The sequence below is a fragment of the Egibacteraceae bacterium genome, from assembly GCA_040905805.1.
Lineage (GTDB): Bacteria > Actinomycetota > Nitriliruptoria > Euzebyales > Egibacteraceae > DATLGH01.
The window spans coordinates 1-17802 of record JBBDQS010000140.1 but is presented as its reverse complement, the minus strand read 5'-3'; the positions used below and the strand labels follow the sequence as shown (position 1 = coordinate 17802).

Here is a 17802-nt window from a genome sequence, read left to right as displayed (position 1 = left end):
TCGCCCTCCAGCCGATCCGCTCACGGGGTCCGGAGTCGCGACCGGGCTACCGGGCCGGTAGACCAGAGCGGTGACGGGCTCCACCACGGGCGCGACCTCGTAGGCGACGAGCGATCCCGTCGACAGCCATGGGGACCGGCGCGTCTCGGTGCGGTGCCGCTGCCGCATCCCGACGGTCTGTCGCGCAGTGCGCTGCTCGTGCTGGCCGCGTTGTCACGCGCCCCGCGGGGGCTGCCATCGGCCCGCGCCGCCGCCGCGCGCTGCGGGCTGTCACCCACGACCGCGTCGCGCAGCCTGGACCGGCTCGACTCCCGAGGACTGGCACGACGGCGTCGTGAACCCCGGCTGCTACGGGGACGAAGCACGCGACTGGACGTGTGGTACCTGGCGCTCGACCACCCCGCGGTGCAGCGGCTGCTGGCCTACCTGCACGGGGTCGTGCTGCCGTCCGCGGCGCCGGCCCGAACACCGACCAGGCTGCCCGACCACCTCTGGCACCTGGTGTGGAACGCCGATCCAGCCCAGATCGACCCGCAGGCGGACCCCGTCTACCTTGCGCACCGGGCCGTCACGACCAGCGACCCCGAAGCGCTCGGCTGGGCGGTCACGACGCTGCCGTCCGAGGCGTTCGAGGCCGCCGCGAGGATGCGGGGCGTTCCCGCTCCTTGGCCCATATCGTGCAAGCGCTCGGTTTCCTCGACGACGTCGCTGACGACCCCGGCCTGCCGGCGGGCCGCAACGACATCGAACGCTACTGGGCGCGGCGGCAGCCGGAGATCGCCGCCAACCTCCGGTCGACCTCCTACACCCACGGGAGGGCGACGGGTGCTCAGGAGGGCCGATCCGGCAGGCCGGCGTCGGGATCGTGACCCTCGGCGGCGAGGCGGTCGCGCTCTTCGCGCAGTGCGGCGAGCTCCTCGACCATGAGACGGTCCTTCACCCGGCCGGCGGCGCGCTTCATCGTGATGAGGTCGTCCAGGGAGCACACCAGAACCTGCACACCCCGCACCGTGAACCGTCGGGCGGTGCGTCGCAGGGCCTCGTACCCGCCGCTGCCGTCGGGCTGGCCGAGCACGTCGAGGGGGCCGAGGCGGGTCGTGAAGGTGAAGCGGTCTCCGGCGCGCAGGGTGGCCGCGTCCGGAGTGAACGCCAGACCGGGTGGCGCCCCGCGCAGGCTGGCGTCAAGGGCGGTGAGGGCCGCCGCCAGCCGCTCGAGGTTCGCGTCGTCACGCGCGTAGCAGACGTCGACGTCGTTGGTGAGGATCGGCGAGCCGAGCAGGTTCGCGGCCAGCCCGCCGATGACCACGCACCGGACGCCGTGGCGGTCGAGGGCCTCCAGGACGCCGATGAGGTCGGGGGTCATCCGCGCTCTGCGGCCCGCGCGAGCTCGGAGCGGACCTGCGCGCCACGCTGGGCGAAGGCCGCGCGCTGCTCGGGGGACGCGGCAAGCTGCTCGCGCAGAACCGTGCGGTCCACACCCGCCCCCTCCAGGGGGATCGCGTCGAGCATGAGCCCGCACGCGCGCAGGAGCCGGTCCAGAGTGTCGGCCCGGGGCGCCGCGCGCCCCCCCTCGATGCGGGCCACGGTGGGCTGGGACACCCCGGCGCGGATCGCCAGCTCTCGCTGGGTCAACCCGGCCCGGCGCCGGCCCCAGCGAAGCATGCGCCCAGCGTTCATACGCCGAGACTATCAGCCTGATAGCCTCTTGCCTATCACTCATGGGCGGACGGCCAGGCCGGCTGGGCAGCTGGTGCGCCCGGACCGGCGGGCGGCGCTCGACAAGGTGCCCAGGTGACATGAACCATAGTGCTATGGTCGCCCTATGGCACGGACGCAGACGATGGTGCAGCTCAACGGGGAGCTCCTCGCGCTGCTCGACCGAGAGGCCGCGCGGCGCGGCACCTCGCGATCCGCGCTGATCCGCACCGCCGTCGCGGCGTTCCTCCACGACGAGCGCGAGGCCGAGATCGACCGGCAGATCCTCGAGGGCTACCGCCGCGTCCCGCCCGCCACGCCCGACGCGTGGGGCGACCCGCGCGCCGACGAGGCGGACACCGCCGTGATGCTCGAGCGCCTCGACGCCGAGGAGCGGGCAGCGGGCTTCGGCCCGTGGCAGCCGTAAAGGGGGCTGTGCGGTGGTCGCCCACGGCGAGGTCTGGTGGTATGAGCACCCGGACCGCAACCCGCGTCCGCACCTGATCCTCACCCGCGACGCAGCGATCACGGTGCTGCACCAGCTCCTGGCGGTCCCCGCCACCCGCACGGTCCGGGGCATCCCCACGGAGGTGCCCCTCGACGAGTCCGACGGCATGCCCGCACCGTGCGCCCTGACCCTGGACAACGCCACGTTGGTCCGCACCGCCTTCCTCACCCGGCGCATCACCGACCTCGGCCCGGAGCGCATGCGCGAGGTCTGCCACGCCCTGGCAGTCGCCACCGCCTGCTGACCCTCTGGGCGCCGGCGCCGGCGCACCTACCGGCGGGTAGACCCGCCCGGCGGGGCAGATATGTCTCGCAGCACGGGTCTATGGCGACATAGAGACACGCATGCGGCCGAGTCGTTTCGCGGTCGGGATCGAGCAGCGACGACAGACCTGTGGGCTTTGAGCTCAGGCCGCGGGACGGCCACGCAGGAGGTGTCGGTGGTCTTCCGCAGGCCCCGCGAGCACATGGAACCGCACCCAGCGCTCGCCCATGTCAACGACACGGGCCACAGCCGGTGCTGCGTCCCCGCCGTCACCCAGCACAAGGTGATCGCCCGGACGGAAACCGTCAGGAAGCTTCGAGGCGGCGGTCCAGACGTGACCGTCTTCGTCGATCTTGAAGAGATCCACGCTGATGTCGGGCTTCATGGCCATGGCTCCAGTCTGAACGGTCACCGTACTGGCGGCAAGGGTTCGGGTGGGGCGATCACGGGGCCGTCGAAGCAGTTGCGGCTACCGATCGGATGGTCACCAAACAGGTCGGCGACCGCCGATGGCGGCGTCACGAACACCGAGACGCCGTAGAAGCCGTACCGATCGTGGTTCTCAACAGCCTGCCCTCGGACATGATCATGCTCGAGGGTGCCAGCACCGCCGCGAATGACGACGCAACCGTCCGCTGGTACCAACTCATCCCGCAGTGTCACGATCTTCAACGCGACTCCTCGGTCCTCATGACACCCCAACCGTGTGGGTGGACGTCGAGCACCGTAGCCGGGACCCGCCGAACCCGGAGGTCGTCATCCACAGGCTCTGCGGCAGCCCCGTCGAAGGCGATGGGTCACGGCGCAGGTCCGCTCGCACTGCGACGGCACTGGTGTCCTCGAGGACGCGAGGGAACGCGCGCGGCGGGCGTCATCGATCCGCGCCTGCAACTGCCCGGCCTGCTGCGCTACCCCACCATAGACCCGCCGCGACGGACCGATACGTCCCGCAGCACGGGTCTACCGCGGGGAACCGCTGGGGCGCCGACGGCACCTCCAGGCCGGGCGCCTGCCCGGTGGAAAGCCTCCCTTCGGCGTGCTCGGCGGCCTGAGCATGGCGGCAAGAGCGCCGCACGTGTCAGCTCGGCAGCAACTGCGCGTGCCGGAGCTCGTCGATCGTCGCCTCTGGAACGCCGAGGACGTCGAGGTGGACGATCCAACGCTCCGAGGGACCCGCGACGATGTCCACGACCCTGGCCAGGAACGGCTCCACCGGATCGCCGGCCACGATGATGGCACCAGGACGCACGCGCTCAGGAGCGTTCGCACGATCGAGGAACGCCCACACGTAGCCGGAGTCATCCACCTCCTGGACATCCGCCGGCAGCGTCACCAGGACTTGGGGGGCCTTGGTCATCGCGTCCTCCCTACGACGTGCGGATTGTGGTGGACTGGCCCGAGCACCTCCAGCAGGCGCGTCACCTCGGCCGCAGTCCAGCCACCGTCCTCAGCGATCACCTCGGGGGCGGGCACCGCGCGACACAGCACCTCGTGCAGCAGTGGAACCGGCAGAAGAGCGAAGTCCTGCTCGCCACGGTGGAACACGACCGGGCGACGGTCCGCAGCCGCGTTGGGACGGCGCCGCGCACCACTCACCCTCACCCGCCGCATCCCAACGCCTCGACAGGTCCGACCCGAGCATCGCTACCCCAGGCCCCTTCGCCTCGGCAGGCCGTGTCTCACCCCCGGGGGTATGGTCACGGACCACCGAGACCGAAGATCAGAGGCATGGGCGAAGTCCGCTACCGCGTTCACGCACTGCAGCAGATGATCGAGCGGGGCATCACCCGAGCGGCTGTCCTGGAGGCCGTCGCGTCCGGTGAGGCCATCGAACGGAGCCACCGGATCGGGCGTCCTCTGCCCACCCGGCTCGTGCTCGGATGGAGCGGTGATCGCCCGCTGCACATCCTGATTGCGGATGATGTCGCAGGCGCTCACTATGTGATCACCGTCTACGAGCCCAGCACTGACCGCTGGGAGGCGGACTTCCGCACCCGTAAGGAGCGCCGATGACCTGTCCGGTCTGCGGGCACGATGCCCTCTCCCCTGGGACGACGACCTTCGCCGCTGACGCCGACGGCACCGTTGTGGTCGTGCGCAACGTGCCGGCCGACGTTTGCGACAACTGCGGTGAGCGCTTCGTGGCAGATGCGGTCGCCGCGGATCTGGAAGCTGTGGTCGCCGAGGCCAAGGGCAGCGGTACCGAGAGCCTGGTTCGCCACTACGAGCCCGTCGCTTCCTAGTTCGCCACCGCGCACCCGCCACGAGGCGGGATACCCCCAGGAGCATCCCTGCCGGACCCGTGGACCCCGCTGCTCAGGGGACGCGACCATCGTCGTCTCCTGAAACGAACTGGACGCCACACCGCCCCGCCGGCCCGCAGCCAACCCCGACACCCGCCAGCCGAGCTCTCCCAACCGGGGCCCTGCGCCTTCGCGGCGTGCCTGTCGATGGCCGCGTAGTGGTTCGATGAAGCTGGATACCGTCCTGCCACAGCTCCCGGTTGTGCTGCTCGACGGACCGAAGGGTGTTGCCAAGACCGAGACGGCACTCCAGCGCGCGAAGAGCGTGTGGCGGCTGGACGACCCGGCGCAGGTCGGCAGATCCGACGCCCAGCCACGCTGCGTGCCTGGTTGACCGCGTAACGCCGCGGCCGCCGGTGAGCCGGTCTCCTACGAGAAGGTCAGGGATGGCGCAACCGCCGGCCACGGGGACAAGCCGGCGAACTTCTGGGGCTCCTGTAGAGGTTGCAGGTCGCTGAGCGGCCGGGCGCCCCACCGACGAGGACCCGGCGTCCCCGTCCAAGCCCAGTTCTGATTGGTGGTGTGGGGAGCGGCCCATGTTCCAGGGGCGCGACCACTCGTCGCAGACGCAGCTCCAGCACCCCGCGGCTGCGGGTCCCCGCCGGGCACCCGTGGGATCAGGTGTGGATGCAGATGGGGCTCGGCGTTGCCGAGGATGGCGTAGTTGACCCGCACCGCGTCGCCGCCGAGGGTGCGGATGGCGCTCCCGACTGCTCTGACGTCGTCGAGGAACGCATGTGCCTCGGCGTCGCTGAGATCGGCCAGGTGCTCGGCCTGCCTCCGCGCCTATCGGCATCACAAGATCGGCGCGAGTCGCACGGTCGAGCTCCTGTTAGGCACGCTGGACACCGACGAGCCGCCCCTCCCCCAGGAGCTCCCGCTCGACGCCTTGCGCAGCGACTTCGAGTAGACGTCAACGTTCGGCGAACACTCGGCCTCATCATCGACGGATACCGGTGCCCAATGTCACTGCACCACCTGCGCGGCAGCTTCACCGAGGAGGCCCTTGCCACGGCGGACACGACCTCCGGCCGCCGCCGCGACCCTTCGGACGACCTTCTTTGCAAGTCTGCCCAGCCCTCGGTAGGCTAGGAGGCATGGACACCCCTCGCCCGTTGAAGGTCCCCATCAGCGCTGCTGCTGACCGCGGCGTTTCGTGGCTGAACGAGACCGCGCAGAAGCAGCGTGTCATCCTGACCCGCTTCGGCAAACCCGGCGCCGTCGTCGACAGCGCCGAGCGTCTCGATGAGATGGCGCGGGCGGTGTCGGCCACGCGGCGTGAGATCGTCGAGCAACTCGCTGACCTCGCCCAGGGGCGCGTGAAGGCTCACTCGCTCGACGAGGTGTGCGACCGGCTGGGCATCAGCGTGGAGCGCGTGCACGAGCGAGCCCGGGATCGTTGACGCGTGCGGCGTGGTGCGCGTCTGCCTGGCGACCAGGCAGAAGTCGTGTTCAGCGACGTGTGCGTCGAACAGATCGCGGGCCTTCACCCCGACGAGCAGGTATCGGTGCTGTCTGCCGCCGTACGTCTGTACGAAGACCCTGCGGGCAAGCACCCGCTGAGCTCGCCACTGCAAGGCTGGAACACCGAAGATGTGCTCGCCGGTGAGAAGCGGATCATCTACCGTGCCGGCGACGTCAACGGCGTCGGCCTGATCGATGTGCTGTGCCTGGGACCCCGGTCCGCCAACAAGGTCTACGACATGGCTGCGGCCCTGGTGGCCAGCGGCCTGCTCACCGACGACGAGGTGACCTTCCTGTGGGAGGCCCTCACGATTCTCGACATCCTTGCCGAGGACGTCGGTCTGGACGGCTGGGACTTTCGACCCGAGCCCGCGCCCGAGGGGATGCGCCTGGCAGCCGTCCGATCCGGGCTCCTGACCGAGGAGCAAGCGTCGCTGTTGTCAAGAGACGAGATCGAAGCGGCGATGACGGCCGGCTGGGCAGCTGGTGCGCCCGACCCGCGGGCGGCGCTCATCGCGGCTCTGGAGCGGGCACGCGATCGCACGCAGGCGCCCGCGGACACCGACGCGGTCCTGTCAGGACGGGCGCACGGGCGCTGCGGGGTCGTGCTGCCCCGGGCCGGAGCGGCGTGCATCCGCAAACACGGGCACCCGGGACCTCATCGCGCCAGCCCCTGACGACCTGCCAACTGGCCGAGACGCCCCTGCACGCTCGCGCTGGTCCCCCGTTACCATGCCGAGCCCCCGCCACAGCCGGAGCGGCCCGTGTGGACCGTCGAGCAGCACATCGATTGGGTGCTCAACGCCGGCTCGCCAGTCGGGGGCGCTCGCCCGAAGGCGCTCGTCCGCGCTGGTGACGGACGACCGCTCATCGCCAAGCTCTCCACACCGACCGATCACTACCCGGTGGTCGACGCAGGAGCCGACCTGGTCGTCCGCGGGTGGCCGCTCACCGTGCAGGGGCTACTCGCCAACGCCACGCAGGCAATGGAGCGGTTCAGCTGGGACGGGCGTTCGGCGTGCCCCACTACAGCGTCGTCCTGCGGGCCTACACTGAGGCGGAGGCGACGCGCCTGCTGGTTGTGCTCGGGCCAGTCCACCAGAACCCCCACTTCATCGGGAGGATGCGATGACCGAGGCCCCCGACGTCCTGGTGACGCTCCCGGCGGATGTCCTGGAGGTGGACGACTCCGGCTACGTGTGGGCGTTCCTCGACCGCGCGAACGCTCCCGAGCGGGTGCGTCCTGGTGCCATCATCGTGGCCGGCGACCCGGTGGAGCCCTTCCTGGCCAGGGTCGTGGACATCGTCGCGGGCCCCTCGGACCGTTCGATCGTCCACCTCGACGTCCTGGGCGTTCCAGAGGCGACCATCGACGAGCTCCGGCACGCGCAGCTGCTGCCCAGCTGACACGCGCTCTCCGGGCACCACCCGGCCTACCCGCGAACCCGCGAAGTGGTCACGTTAGCACCACGTCGGCGCCAGCGCGGAGTGGGCTGCCAGGCGCTGGCCCGCCTGTCATGCCCGGGACTGGACCAGGCCGTCGTGCACCAGCTGTTGCAGCACACGGGTCAGAAACGACGCCATCTGGTCGCGTCGGACCTGCTGGCGCGGCCCGTACGTCGTCGCGCTCAGCCCGCGGGCGAAGCCGGCGCCGGCCGACTTCGCGATCGCGGCCTCGTGCACGGTGCCGGCCACGTCGGTGAACCCGTGCGGCGGCGCCGGCAGCGTCTGCTCGACGAGGAGCTCGTAGGTGCGCACGAGGAACGACGCCATCTGGTCGCGGGTCACCAGCGCGCTCGGCGCGTACTCGCCGGGGCGCACCCCCTGGACGATGCCCGCGTTGGCCAGCCCGTTGATGCGGGGGGCGTGGACGTTGCCGGCCACGTCGCCGAACGGCGCGCCCGACGCGTCGAGCTCCACCCCGGCCTGCTCGACCAGCCGGCCGATGAACGAGGCCATCTGGTCACGGCGCACGCTGGTGCCGGGGGCGAAGGTCGTCGCGCCCGTCCCTTGCGCCAGGCCGTACCAGGCCGCGCAGCTGACCGCGGCCGCGTGCACGTTGCCGGCGGCGACGTCGCCGAAGCCGGCGTCGGGCACCCCGCCCTCGGGGCACGCCTCCGGCGACAGCGGCGTGACCGGCGCGCTGGCCGCCGACGCCGGGCCGTCACCGACCGCGTTGGTGGCATGCACCGTGAACGTGTACGCCGTGCCGTTGTCCAGGCCCGCCACCGTGGCCTCCCGCGCGTCACCGCCCACCGTCACCGACGCCCCACGCGGCTCGGCCGTCACCGTGTACCCGGTGACCGCACTGCCACCGTCGGCGCCCGGCGCCGACCACGACACCGTCGCCGCACCATCCCCAGCCACCGCCGACACCCCCGCCGGCGCGCCGGGCACGGCCAGCTCGGGCAGGGCGAGCGTGGCCTGCACCGCCGCCGACGCGCTCACCAGGCCACCGGTGGTGGTGACCCCGTCGAGCGCGGCGAGGGGGACCGCGGTGTCCTTCAGCAGGTCGACGATCTCGGTTCCCGACAACGCCGGGCGCAGCGATGCGACGAGCGCGGCGACGCCCGAGGCGTGCGGGGTCGCCATCGACGTGCCCGCCAGGAAGGCGTACGCATCCGCATACGTCGTCTCGCCGGGAAACGTCAGGGCGGGGGTCGCCGCGGCGCTGGCCGGGGCGATGTTGTCCACGAACAGGTTGGCCACCAGGTCGTAGACGGCCCCGTCGTAGACGGTGCCGGCCTGGCCCTGAAGGCCCGCCCGCCCGGTGGTCTCACCCAGGAACTCGGCGTGCAGCCGGTCGGACACGAACGCGCTGCCCTCGATGCGGTAGATCGCGTCGGCTCCCGCCAGCAGGAGCGCCCCGCCGGCGTCGAGGAACGTGGTGAGGTTCGCCTGGTCGGCGTCGGTCAGGGTCGTCGCCCCGTCGGGGGGGTCACCGAACGCCGCGCCGGTGAACCACACGACCGTGTGGCCGTCCATCTGCGCCGCCGTCGGACCGGCGGTGTCGGCGACGACATCGTGGACGGTCACGTCGGTGTAGCCACCGGCCCCGAGCGCGTCCAGGTAGAGCGGTCGCGCGTCGGGGAAACCGAGCGCGGACTCGTCGTCGTCGACGAGCAGGATCGGGTCGTCGGCGGCCGCGCCGAGGTGGTCCAGTGCCCGGTCGAGCGCGTCGGTGCGCGGCGCGGCGCCCCCGGACACGTCGGACAGGTCAAAGCCCCAGAACATCGCGTCGTAGGCCGGCGCGTCGATCTGCAGCGCCATCGTCATGTCGGGCAGCCGGGGAAAGGTCGAGGCGACGGCCGTGCCCGGCGCCCCGACGTGCACCGAGGCGGCACCGAAGTTGGAGTAGCCGGCCAGGTCGCCGTTGTTGTCGACCGCGGCGACGCACAGCACGTTGGGCAGGTCGTAGCTGCACGGGTACGTCGGGGCCGCGTCGACGTCACGGCCCTCGTTGCCGGCCGCCGCGATGAACGCTATCCCCGAGCCTTCGATGGCGTCGCCGAGGAACTCGCTGAAACCGTCGCTGCCCCAGCTGTTGTTGGCGATGCGCACCCCGCGCTCCGCGGCGTAGTCGATCGCAAGGATGGCGTCTTCCAGCAACCCGCCGTCGGGGCCGAGGAACTTCAACGGCATGACCGTCGCGTCGGGCGCCACCCCGGCGACGCCGAGGCCGTTGTCGGTGACGGCAGCCACCGTGCCTGACACATGGGTGCCATGCGAGTCGCCGTCTGCGGGGTCGAACACCGAGTTGTCGTCGTGGTGGAAGTCCCACCCGAAGTCGTCGTCGGGATAGCGCAGGTCCGTGCCGGGGTCGGGGTTGACCCACATGTTCGCGTTCAGGTCGGGGTGCTCCCGGTCGGTGCCCTCGTCGATGACCGCCACGACGACGTCCGCGCCGAGGCTGTCGTCCCACGCGTCGAGCACATCGACGTCCACGCCCGCCACGCCGGGGTTGGCCTCGATCGTCTGACCGGTGTTGTGCAGGCCCCACTGGGACCCGAAGGCCGGGTCGTTGGGCGGGTCGGCCAGCGCGCGCAGCACGGAGTTCGGTTCGGCGTGCTCGACCCGCCCGTCACGCTGCAAGCCACGAGCGACGGCGTCGGGCGCACGGCCGTTGGTGATGCGGTGGAACTCCACACCCGTCCGGGGCGCGGACCCGGTCGCCACGAGCCCGTGCTGCGCCCGGGCGCCCGAGCGCGCCGACGCGCTCGCCCCGGCGCGCCACCTGACGATGACCTCGTCAGGCGCGAACGCGGCCCCGTCCCACGAACCGTCCGGGCGTTCCGGCGGGGCGCCAGGGCCGGCCCCGGCCGGGTCGGCTGTCGCGGCGGGGGCCAACGCCGCCCACAGGGACAGCGCAGCGAGCGCGGCGAGCAGCCGCAGTCCACGGCCACGAGCACCGCACGTCATGATCTCGACCCCTCGGTTGCCGACCGGCTCGCCGACGCCCCCCCCCTGCGCGGCGACTGCGAACGGATCGCGAACGGACCCCGCCCCGCAACGACCCGATGATAGGCGCCGCCGCCCGACGGGTCACCGCCACCGACGCCGGCGACGCCGGCGACCTGCTGGCGCGCAGGCGGGAACGCCGCGACCTACCGACCGGTAGATCCAGCGGGAGAGACCGATCTGTCGCGGAGCCCGGGTCTCCCCGACAGTAGGTCCAACCACGCCCGTCGATCCGTCGCCGGACGCCAGGTTGCGCCGGCGTCCGGCCCGCGACCAGGCAGGCACAAGGACCCGTCGACTGGAACCTTGACCCGTCTGCTCGCCGTGACCGCCCCCGCTCTCACGGCCACCCACGGACCGGCACCGACGCGCGCGTCCCTGCGGCAGCGCGCACGTCCACACCGAGCCTACGACACACCCACGCAGCTGGAAGGCTGTGGTGGCGGGGGCTGACGTGGCCACCGCACACGACCGGCAGCAGATCGAGGCCGACTGATGGGCACCGAAACGGTCAGCAGGGGATGTCGACGTCGTCGTGGACGCCCACGGACGCGAACTCGACCGCGCGCGGCGTACCGGGGATCTCCCACCAGTGCAGCCGCCGCGCCGACGGACGGTTGAGCTGCAACGCGCACCGCCAGGCCTGCGCGCCGTCGCTGGCGCGGACCCGCACGGACCCCCGCACGGTGTCGCGCAGCTGGTGGACCTGCAGGCCGGCGATCTCCCAGTGGCGGCCGGCAGCCACATGCGCGCACACCTCCACGACCTTGTCGGCGGGCACCGCGTCAAGCTCGTCGAGGCGGTCGAGCAGCTGCGCGCCCACCCGCATCCGGCTCAGCGGGTACCGCTGGCGGTCGGCGGCAGGATACAGACGTTGGTAGGCGGCGCGCACCGCCTCCACGAACTCCTCGGCGTCGCTGACCTCCACCGCCAGGCCCAGCCGCGCCTGCAGCTGCCGGCGCCGCTCGCGCTCACCGCGCACCTGCTTGCGCAGCTCGTGGGCCTGCGCACGGGTCGCGCGCAGCGCCTCGAAGGCGCGCTGGCGGTCCTGGCAGACCGCGTCGAGCTCGCCTTGCAGCTGCTGGCAGTCGGCCTCCAGCGCGGCCAGGCGCGCGTTGGCGGCATCAAGGCTCGCTCGCAGGTCGCGGGTCTCCTCGCCCTCGCCCGCGCCGAGGAACACCGGGCCGTCGGGCAGCACCACCAGACCCGGCCGGGGACGCTCGGTGGGCCCCACGCTCGCCATCGACAGCGCCAGCCCAGCCCCGCCCTGGTCGAACGACACGATCCGGACCGCGATCACCTGACCGGGCGCCAACGCCGTGTCGGCGGCCATCTGCGCCCGGTCCAGGCGGCCACGCACGCCGGGAGCAACCTCCACCAGGGCGATGTCGCCGCGCACGGCGTCGACACGGCCGCGCACCACGTCACCCTCGGCGTACTCGATGACGAACTGCCGCCACGGCGAGGGAGAACCGGTCTTGAGCGTCACGACGGGCCCGTCGCGCTCCACCCGCAACACCCGCGCGCGCACTGCCTGGCCGACGCGCAGCACGTCGCGGGCGTCGCTGATGCGGCCCTGCGCCAACCCTGAGCGAGCCACCCGGGCGGTGGTCCCGGCGATGTCCACCGTGGCGTCGCGGGCCGTGACCGCCACCACCGTGGCGGTCACGGTGGCCCCGACCACCGGGCGCTCCACCGACGAGGACCCGGCGTCCCCGTCCATGCCCAGCTCTGAGCGCAGGCGGCCCACCGCAGCCGAAGCGTCGCCGGGCGAGCGGATCATCAGCAACGGGTGGGCGCGCCGGTCCGCGCCCGCCTCCACGCCCGGGCGCCACAGACGCAGCGCGCCGTTGTAGACGTCGAGGCGCTCGGGCAGCGCCGTCGCCAGCGCCCAGCTCGCCTCGCCGGTCTCCACGACAGCGACGTCGGCGACCGCGGCGACCTCGGCGCGCAAGGCCGCGACGTCCACACACGGCTGCCCGCTGCTCCAGTGCGTGGACACCCCCACCAGCGGGCGCATGCGCTCACAGTCGAGGATGCGCGCCGCAAGCGCCTCGGCCTGCGCCGCGGTCGCGACCAGATCGCCTTCACCGTCCATGGGGCCCAAGCCTCGCTGCCGCAGCCGGCCCGCCACGCTATAGCCCCCCTCAAGCGGGCGCGAGGGGCGGCGGCGTGAGCAGCAGTCCGTCGCGACCGCGGCAACCGCGGTCACCGCAGATGCTTCCGGAAGGCGTGACCGTGGCCCTCGGGTGTTGGCCCTCCCGCCACGACCAGGCTGCCGGGCGCGGCCCGGTGCGGACCGGCGCACCACAGCAGCAGCTCACTGCCGCGCTCGTCGAGCGGAGGCTCAGCGGGGGGCGTGAGGGCACCGGCCGAGGCGGTGGCCTCGCCGACAGGCACCGGACCGTCGCCCAGGCGCGCACGCAGCCGCTCCGCGACGTCCACCACCGGGCGGAAGCGGATGTCACCCAACGCCTCACGCAGCCGACCGGCGGCCAGCCGCTCCAGCTGCTGGATGCGCGAGGAGCTCAGCGCGAGCTGGCGCGCCAACTCGGGACCCGAGCAGTGCTCGACCAGCGAGACCTGACGCAGGCACAGCACCAGCCAGCTGCGGTCGTCGAGCAGGTCAGCCAGCTCACCCAGCAGCGCGCGGAGGCTGGTGCAGCGGTGCTCGGGCGGCAGCAACGCGAACAACGCCAGGTCCAGGCACGCACCCACCACTTGGCGCACCGACTGGGGGCCGACATTTCGCAGCTCGCGCACCTCCGTGACGCTGCGGTCGGCGACAGCGGCCCAGCACGGCGCCGACCCAGGAGCGTGCCCAAAGGCGTCGACGGGAACTGCTCGACGACGTGGGGCGCCAAGGCTTCCGCCAGCTCGGCGCGCCCGGTGGGGTCCGCCAGCACGCGCGCAGGCAGGACGCCGAGGTCACCGGGCCACCCCAGCGCGGCGCACACCTGCGCGCGCGCACCGGCGGGCAGGTCGTCGATGAACGGGGCGGCGTCGCGCAAGACGGGGCCGCGCGCCGCGGCCTGCAGCGGTGATGGCCCGGCCTCGGCCACGACCGGCTCGGCGAACACGTCCCCGCTCATGGCTGGGCGAGCGTAGTCGATCCTCGGGCCTGCCCAGCGTGCGCTGCGTCCTCGCGCGCCGGGCCTGCCGGCGTGCTCTGCGCGGAGCGCCCCGGCGGGACCCGAAATCCGTTGGGTAGGGTGCTGCGAGCTCCGTTCGTACCACCGCTTGCCGCCGCGCCACCGGTGGTACCTATGTCTCCGGCGGAGCCGGCAGCCCGGCGGCACCTACCGACGGGTAGACCCGGCCGGCGGGGCAGATATGTCTCGGAGCTCGGGTCTACCGGCGGGTAACCGGCCCGCCGGGGCGCTCCCTCGACGGTCCCGGTTGCCCCGGCCGGAGATCCCTGTCCACAGTGGTCGGGGGCGTTTGCGCGGCCATCTGCGGACCGGAGGATGCGCTCAGTGGCGAGCCGATTACACACTGGTCGCATCTTTTCCCCAGCCGCGCCATGCGGGGCTGCGCGGACGTGGCACGGGAGCGACGCTGCCGGCATGCATCCACTGGCGCAGATCCACCGCGATGCCGCCGCCTGCGGCTACGTCGATGCACGCGCGGCGGGGTTGCCCGACGGCCTGCATCCACGGACATTGGCGCGCCACCTGCGGCGCATCGGCTGGAAGCCGTGGATGCCGGGCTTTTGGGTCCCCGGCGTCGCGGACGACGGCGAGCCGCCCTACCTGGTCCGGTGCCGCATCGTGCTGGCGGTCCTCGGCCCGCAGGCATTGCTCACCGGGGCGAGTGCACTGTGGGCCCTGGACATCCTGCGCAGCCAGCCCGACGACGTCGAGCTGCTGCTGCCCGAGGCCCGCTGGCTGGCCCCGCGCCCCGGCGTGTGCATCCACTACACCGCCGACCACGACTCGATCCGCAGCCTGTCCGCACAGTCCCTGCGGATCTCGTGGGTGGCGCGCGCGATCGCCGACCACGCCAGCCACGCGGGAGTGTCGCCGCTGTGCCGGGTGATCGCCGACGCCGAGCGGCTGCGGCACACCACCCTGACGCAGGTCGGCGAGGAGATCAGCCGCCGGCCCCGCTTTCCTGGCCGGTTGGCCCTGCGTCGCGCCCACGCCGAGCTCAGCGGGGAGCTCAACCACTCCAGCAACGAGCGGCTGGCGCGTCAACTGCTGCGCCCAGCCGGGGTGGCGGTGCCGGCCCGCCCCGGACCGATCGTGCACCGCGAGCGCACCGTCGCCGAGGTCGACCTGCCCTTCTTCGACGTGCGCTACGGCGTGGAGATCGACGGGCCGCCGCACCTGCGCGTGGCACAGGCCAGGAGGGACACCGCCCGCGACCGCATGCTGCGGCGTGACTGCGGCTGGACGATCGACCGCTTCTGGTGGTTCGAGCTGGAGGAGGACCCGGCGCGCTTCACACGCGAGGTCGTCGCCCGCTTGCGCACCCTCGGTTCGACCGCTGTGGCGGCGCCTGGGCCCCCCGATGAGGTGGTTACGGGCGGGTAGACCCGCCGCGACGGACGGATGTGTCCCGCAGCACGGGTCTACCAGCGGGTAACCGCTGCGGGCGCCGACGGGCACCTCCAGGCCGCGCGCCTGCGACGGGGGATGCGCATTTCGAAGCCTCGTCTGTGAGGGCGCAACGCTCCGTTGTCGTCACCAGGCGAGATCAGCGATGCCTTGACGTCCAATAGTCGAGGCATCATGATGTGGGCCATGAGGACCACATTGACGCTCGACCCGGACGTCGCCCGCATGCTCAAGGGGGCGATGCATCAGCGGCAGCAGCCTATGAAGCGCATCGTCAACGATGCCCTCCGCCAGGCACTGGGGCCGCCACCCGCGGCGCGGGAGCCGTTCCGCGTCCGCCCGCACGTGGCACACCCCCGTCCCGGTATCGATCTCGGGGGGCTGAACCGGCTGGCCGACGAACTGGAGGACGAGTCGGCCGCTGCCGACAACCGGCGGTGATCATCCCTGACATCAACGTGCTGGTGTACGCGACGGTGACCGGCTTCCCGCTGCACCCGACCGCCAAGTCGTGGTGGGAAGCGGCACTGAACGATCCCACGCCCGTGGGTCTCGCGCCACCGGTGGTGTTCGGCTTCCTGCGCATCGTCACCAACCCCCGCGTGCTCGACGAGCCCATGTCCATCCGCGGCGCTGCCACGCACGTCCGGGAGTGGATGGCGGTGCCCGCGGTCGAGTTGCTGACGCCCGGGGAGGCGCACGTCGAGGTGGCCCTGGCGCTGCTCGAGCAGGTCGGCACAGCCGCGAACTTGACCACCGACGCACAGCTCGCAGCCTTCGCGCGTCAGTACGATGCGGTGGTGCACAGCAACGACAGCGACTTCGGCAAGTTCGCCGACGTCCGGTGGGTCAATCCCTTCACGGACCGCTAGCCGGCCCTACCGGTTGCCGGCGACCGCCGCGGGCGAGCCGCAGCCTCCCCGGCTCGGTCGGCGGGCGGCGAGTGAGCGTGGCGGCAAGGCGCCGTGGCACAGTTGCGCGGTCTACGCCTTGTCCCTGTAGCAGCGGCAGGGTGAGCGGCCACGTAGACTGGTGACCGTCACGGAGGGCACGGCGGTGAGCGACGAAACAGACCCCACGCAGGGCGCCGCCGACGCTGAGCGTGTCGCGGTCGCCAGGTGGGTCGCCACGTGGCAGCGCGCGGGCACGGAGTTGGAGGAGCATCGCCGCTCCCGGCTCGCGGCCATGACCCTGAGCGAGATGCGCCGCGCCATCGGGGCCATTTTCGTGGGTTCCCCCCCGCTCCCGCCGCGGCGCTCCTCGGGGTTGGTGGAGATGCAGCGGTTGCTGTCGCGCCTGCCATGAGCACGATCTTTGACGCGGCGAGCGAGGTCCAGGGCGTCTGTGAGGCGCAAGGCTAGTCGTTCTGCTTCATCGGCGGCATCGCGGTCCAGCGGTGGGCAGAGCCTCGTGCGACCCTCGACGTCGATCTCACCATCCTGACCGGCTTCGGCGGCGAGTCCCCCGTCATCGACCGGCTGTTGGAGCGGTTCGCGCCCCGAGTGGATGACCCCGTCGGCTTCGCGCACCGCAACCGGGTGCTGCTGCTGGAGACGTCGGACCGCATCGGGGTCGACGTGTCCCTCGGGGCGATCCCCTTCGAGGAACGCCTGACCGCTCGCGCCTCATGTCACGAGCTCATCGGCGGGCAACCACTGCGGATCTGCTGCGCCGAGGATTTGGTCGTGCTGAAGGCTTTCGCCGGCAGGGACATCGACTGGGCCGACATCGACCGCGTGGTCGCTCGGGTGGGGACCGCGCTCGACCGCGAGCTCATCCTCTCCGAAGTGACCGTCCTGCTCGAGGTCAAAGGGGCGCTCGACGACCTGGAGCGCCTCCAGGCGAGACTGCGCGGCTAGCGCGACGCGGTCCGAGGATCCGGGACCGGGTTCCAGCACAGCGGGAACGCCTGCCCGAAAAGCGGTGAGATGCCCGGGAGCTGGCACTGGGAATCTGCTGGTAGCATCCTCCCATGAAGGTTGTCGTGGACTCCGTCGGGCGCATCGTGGTGCCCAAGGCGCTGCGCGAGGCCCTGGGCCTGCGGGCCGGGTCCACCGTGGAGATCTCGCGGTATGGCGCCGGGCTGCAGCTGGTGCCAAGCGGTCGCACTGCCCGGCTGGAGCAGGAGGACGGCGTGCTCGTCGCGACCGGCGACACCACGATCGACGACGAGGTCGTGTTCGGGCTCCTCGATGCCGGACGCCGGTGAGCGCATCCTGGCGCTGGACACCAGCGTCGCGGTGCCGCTCCTCGTGCAGTCCCACACCGCGCACGCTGCGGTCGTCGGCTGGTGGGGGCATCGAAGCGTCGCGCTGAGCGGGCACGCACTGGCCGAGACCTATGTCGGTGCTCACCCGCCTGCCAGGCGACCTTCGACTGGCGCCGACGGATGCCGCGCAACTGCTGAGGGAGCGCTTCGCCCCGCCCCTGCTGCTCGGGCCCGAGACGTGCGGGCATCTGCCTCACCTGCGCCATCGGGCCCCGCCCACCGTGCCCGGGATCTGCTCCTTCAGCAGCCGGTGGCGTGCGCCAGGGCGCGGCACACCTGGTG

At 72.3% G+C, this 17802-nt stretch carries 22 protein-coding genes; 14 read left to right on the top strand and 8 right to left on the bottom strand.

The genetic code is table 11. The features are described from left to right. Positions 1-829: 829 nt before the first annotated feature. Together WD250_15545 and WD250_15540 are read right to left on the bottom strand one after the other, a co-directional pair. Positions 830-1363, bottom strand: coding sequence for a hypothetical protein (locus tag WD250_15545; protein ID MEX2621630.1), 534 nt, complete (start codon positions 1361-1363; stop codon positions 830-832). Then, positions 1360-1662 carry a helix-turn-helix domain-containing protein gene (locus WD250_15540; GenBank protein ID MEX2621629.1) on the bottom strand — a complete coding sequence of 101 codons (303 nt, stop codon included), beginning with the start codon at positions 1660-1662 and terminating at the stop codon, positions 1360-1362. The genes WD250_15545 and WD250_15540 overlap by 4 nt, the downstream gene beginning before the upstream one ends. 160 nt (positions 1663-1822) lie before the next feature. Between WD250_15540 and WD250_15535 the strand changes: the two genes are divergently transcribed. Continuing rightward, positions 1823-2122: a CopG family transcriptional regulator gene (locus WD250_15535; GenBank protein MEX2621628.1), complete on the top strand. Its 300-nt coding sequence runs from the start codon at positions 1823-1825 to the stop codon at positions 2120-2122. A gap of 13 nt (positions 2123-2135) precedes the next feature. After that, entirely contained in the window at positions 2136-2447 is a 312-nt protein-coding gene (locus tag WD250_15530; GenBank protein ID MEX2621627.1) for a type II toxin-antitoxin system PemK/MazF family toxin, read from the top strand. A 162-nt stretch (positions 2448-2609) separates the two neighbouring features. On the opposite strand, the gene WD250_15525 is transcribed toward WD250_15530, so the two are convergent. The 3 genes from WD250_15525 to WD250_15515 all read right to left on the bottom strand — a co-directional run bounded on the left by WD250_15525 (position 2610) and on the right by WD250_15515 (position 3824). Further along, positions 2610-2852 (bottom strand): hypothetical protein, encoded by a 243-nt coding sequence (locus WD250_15525; protein MEX2621626.1) that lies wholly within the window; start codon positions 2850-2852, stop codon positions 2610-2612. Positions 2853-2875: 23 nt separating this feature from the next. Further along, on the bottom strand, positions 2876-3139 hold the full coding sequence (locus WD250_15520; GenBank protein ID MEX2621625.1) for a hypothetical protein: 264 nt from the start codon (positions 3137-3139) through the stop codon (positions 2876-2878). Between the two features lie 406 nt (positions 3140-3545). Then, on the bottom strand, positions 3546-3824 hold the full coding sequence (locus WD250_15515) for a hypothetical protein (protein ID MEX2621624.1): 279 nt from the start codon (positions 3822-3824) through the stop codon (positions 3546-3548). Positions 3825-4195: 371 nt separating this feature from the next. Between WD250_15515 and WD250_15510 the strand changes: the two genes are divergently transcribed. The 5 genes from WD250_15510 to WD250_15490 all read left to right on the top strand — a co-directional run bounded on the left by WD250_15510 (position 4196) and on the right by WD250_15490 (position 7641). Continuing rightward, positions 4196-4480, top strand: a complete 285-nt coding sequence (locus WD250_15510; GenBank protein MEX2621623.1) for a DUF4258 domain-containing protein — start codon at positions 4196-4198, stop codon at positions 4478-4480. Further along, a complete protein-coding gene (locus WD250_15505; GenBank protein MEX2621622.1) occupies positions 4477-4710 on the top strand; it encodes a type II toxin-antitoxin system MqsA family antitoxin in 234 nt (77 codons plus the stop codon). Before WD250_15510 ends, WD250_15505 begins: the two co-directional genes overlap by 4 nt. A 1157-nt stretch (positions 4711-5867) precedes the next feature. Then, on the top strand, positions 5868-6173 hold the full coding sequence (locus tag WD250_15500) for a hypothetical protein (GenBank protein MEX2621621.1): 306 nt from the start codon (positions 5868-5870) through the stop codon (positions 6171-6173). A gap of 45 nt (positions 6174-6218) precedes the next feature. Then, positions 6219-6911 carry a hypothetical protein gene (locus tag WD250_15495; GenBank protein ID MEX2621620.1) on the top strand — a complete coding sequence of 231 codons (693 nt, stop codon included), beginning with the start codon at positions 6219-6221 and terminating at the stop codon, positions 6909-6911. A gap of 451 nt (positions 6912-7362) precedes the next feature. Further along, on the top strand, positions 7363-7641 hold the full coding sequence (locus WD250_15490; GenBank protein ID MEX2621619.1) for a hypothetical protein: 279 nt from the start codon (positions 7363-7365) through the stop codon (positions 7639-7641). 108 nt (positions 7642-7749) lie between these two features. Here WD250_15490 and WD250_15485 read toward each other — a convergent pair whose 3' ends face one another. The 3 genes from WD250_15485 to WD250_15475 form a co-directional block, all read right to left on the bottom strand. Continuing rightward, positions 7750-10653, bottom strand: a complete 2904-nt coding sequence (locus WD250_15485) for a S8 family serine peptidase (protein ID MEX2621618.1) — start codon at positions 10651-10653, stop codon at positions 7750-7752. A 550-nt stretch (positions 10654-11203) separates the two neighbouring features. Further along, a complete protein-coding gene (locus WD250_15480; GenBank protein MEX2621617.1) occupies positions 11204-12790 on the bottom strand; it encodes a S1 RNA-binding domain-containing protein in 1587 nt (528 codons plus the stop codon). 110 nt (positions 12791-12900) lie between these two features. Beyond that, positions 12901-13455, bottom strand: a complete 555-nt coding sequence (locus WD250_15475; protein ID MEX2621616.1) for a sigma factor-like helix-turn-helix DNA-binding protein — start codon at positions 13453-13455, stop codon at positions 12901-12903. An 89-nt stretch (positions 13456-13544) separates the two neighbouring features. On the opposite strand from WD250_15475, the gene WD250_15470 reads away from it, so the two are divergent. The 7 genes from WD250_15470 (at position 13545) to WD250_15440 (ending at position 17460) form a co-directional block, all read left to right on the top strand. Then, entirely contained in the window at positions 13545-13736 is a 192-nt protein-coding gene (locus tag WD250_15470; GenBank protein ID MEX2621615.1) for a hypothetical protein, read from the top strand. Between the two features lie 522 nt (positions 13737-14258). Then, entirely contained in the window at positions 14259-15227 is a 969-nt protein-coding gene (locus tag WD250_15465; GenBank protein MEX2621614.1) for a DUF559 domain-containing protein, read from the top strand. A 210-nt stretch (positions 15228-15437) separates the two neighbouring features. Then, entirely contained in the window at positions 15438-15692 is a 255-nt protein-coding gene (locus WD250_15460) for a hypothetical protein (protein ID MEX2621613.1), read from the top strand. Beyond that, positions 15689-16123 (top strand): type II toxin-antitoxin system VapC family toxin, encoded by a 435-nt coding sequence (locus tag WD250_15455; protein ID MEX2621612.1) that lies wholly within the window; start codon positions 15689-15691, stop codon positions 16121-16123. The genes WD250_15460 and WD250_15455 overlap by 4 nt, the downstream gene beginning before the upstream one ends. Before the next feature lie 184 nt (positions 16124-16307). Then, positions 16308-16556: a hypothetical protein gene (locus WD250_15450; protein MEX2621611.1), complete on the top strand. Its 249-nt coding sequence runs from the start codon at positions 16308-16310 to the stop codon at positions 16554-16556. 197 nt (positions 16557-16753) lie between these two features. Further along, on the top strand, positions 16754-17110 hold the full coding sequence (locus tag WD250_15445; protein ID MEX2621610.1) for a hypothetical protein: 357 nt from the start codon (positions 16754-16756) through the stop codon (positions 17108-17110). Between the two features lie 113 nt (positions 17111-17223). Next, complete coding sequence (locus tag WD250_15440; protein ID MEX2621609.1) at positions 17224-17460, top strand: AbrB/MazE/SpoVT family DNA-binding domain-containing protein; 237 nt, start codon at positions 17224-17226, stop codon at positions 17458-17460. The last annotated feature ends 342 nt before the right edge of the window (positions 17461-17802 follow it).

Coding starts and splice junctions, on each gene's coding strand:
- WD250_15545 (MEX2621630.1), bottom strand. CDS start 1,363: ATGACCCCCGACCTCATCGGCGTCCTGGAGGCCCTCGACCGCCACGGC.
- WD250_15540 (MEX2621629.1), bottom strand. CDS start 1,662: ATGCTTCGCTGGGGCCGGCGCCGGGCCGGGTTGACCCAGCGAGAGCTG.
- WD250_15535 (MEX2621628.1), top strand. CDS start 1,823: ATGGCACGGACGCAGACGATGGTGCAGCTCAACGGGGAGCTCCTCGCG.
- WD250_15525 (MEX2621626.1), bottom strand. CDS start 2,852: ATGAAGCCCGACATCAGCGTGGATCTCTTCAAGATCGACGAAGACGGT.
- WD250_15515 (MEX2621624.1), bottom strand. CDS start 3,824: ATGACCAAGGCCCCCCAAGTCCTGGTGACGCTGCCGGCGGATGTCCAG.
- WD250_15510 (MEX2621623.1), top strand. CDS start 4,196: ATGGGCGAAGTCCGCTACCGCGTTCACGCACTGCAGCAGATGATCGAG.
- WD250_15505 (MEX2621622.1), top strand. CDS start 4,477: ATGACCTGTCCGGTCTGCGGGCACGATGCCCTCTCCCCTGGGACGACG.
- WD250_15500 (MEX2621621.1), top strand. CDS start 5,868: ATGGACACCCCTCGCCCGTTGAAGGTCCCCATCAGCGCTGCTGCTGAC.
- WD250_15490 (MEX2621619.1), top strand. CDS start 7,363: ATGACCGAGGCCCCCGACGTCCTGGTGACGCTCCCGGCGGATGTCCTG.
- WD250_15485 (MEX2621618.1), bottom strand. CDS start 10,653: ATGACGTGCGGTGCTCGTGGCCGTGGACTGCGGCTGCTCGCCGCGCTC.
- WD250_15480 (MEX2621617.1), bottom strand. CDS start 12,790: ATGGACGGTGAAGGCGATCTGGTCGCGACCGCGGCGCAGGCCGAGGCG.
- WD250_15465 (MEX2621614.1), top strand. CDS start 14,259: ATGCATCCACTGGCGCAGATCCACCGCGATGCCGCCGCCTGCGGCTAC.
- WD250_15460 (MEX2621613.1), top strand. CDS start 15,438: ATGAGGACCACATTGACGCTCGACCCGGACGTCGCCCGCATGCTCAAG.
- WD250_15440 (MEX2621609.1), top strand. CDS start 17,224: ATGAAGGTTGTCGTGGACTCCGTCGGGCGCATCGTGGTGCCCAAGGCG.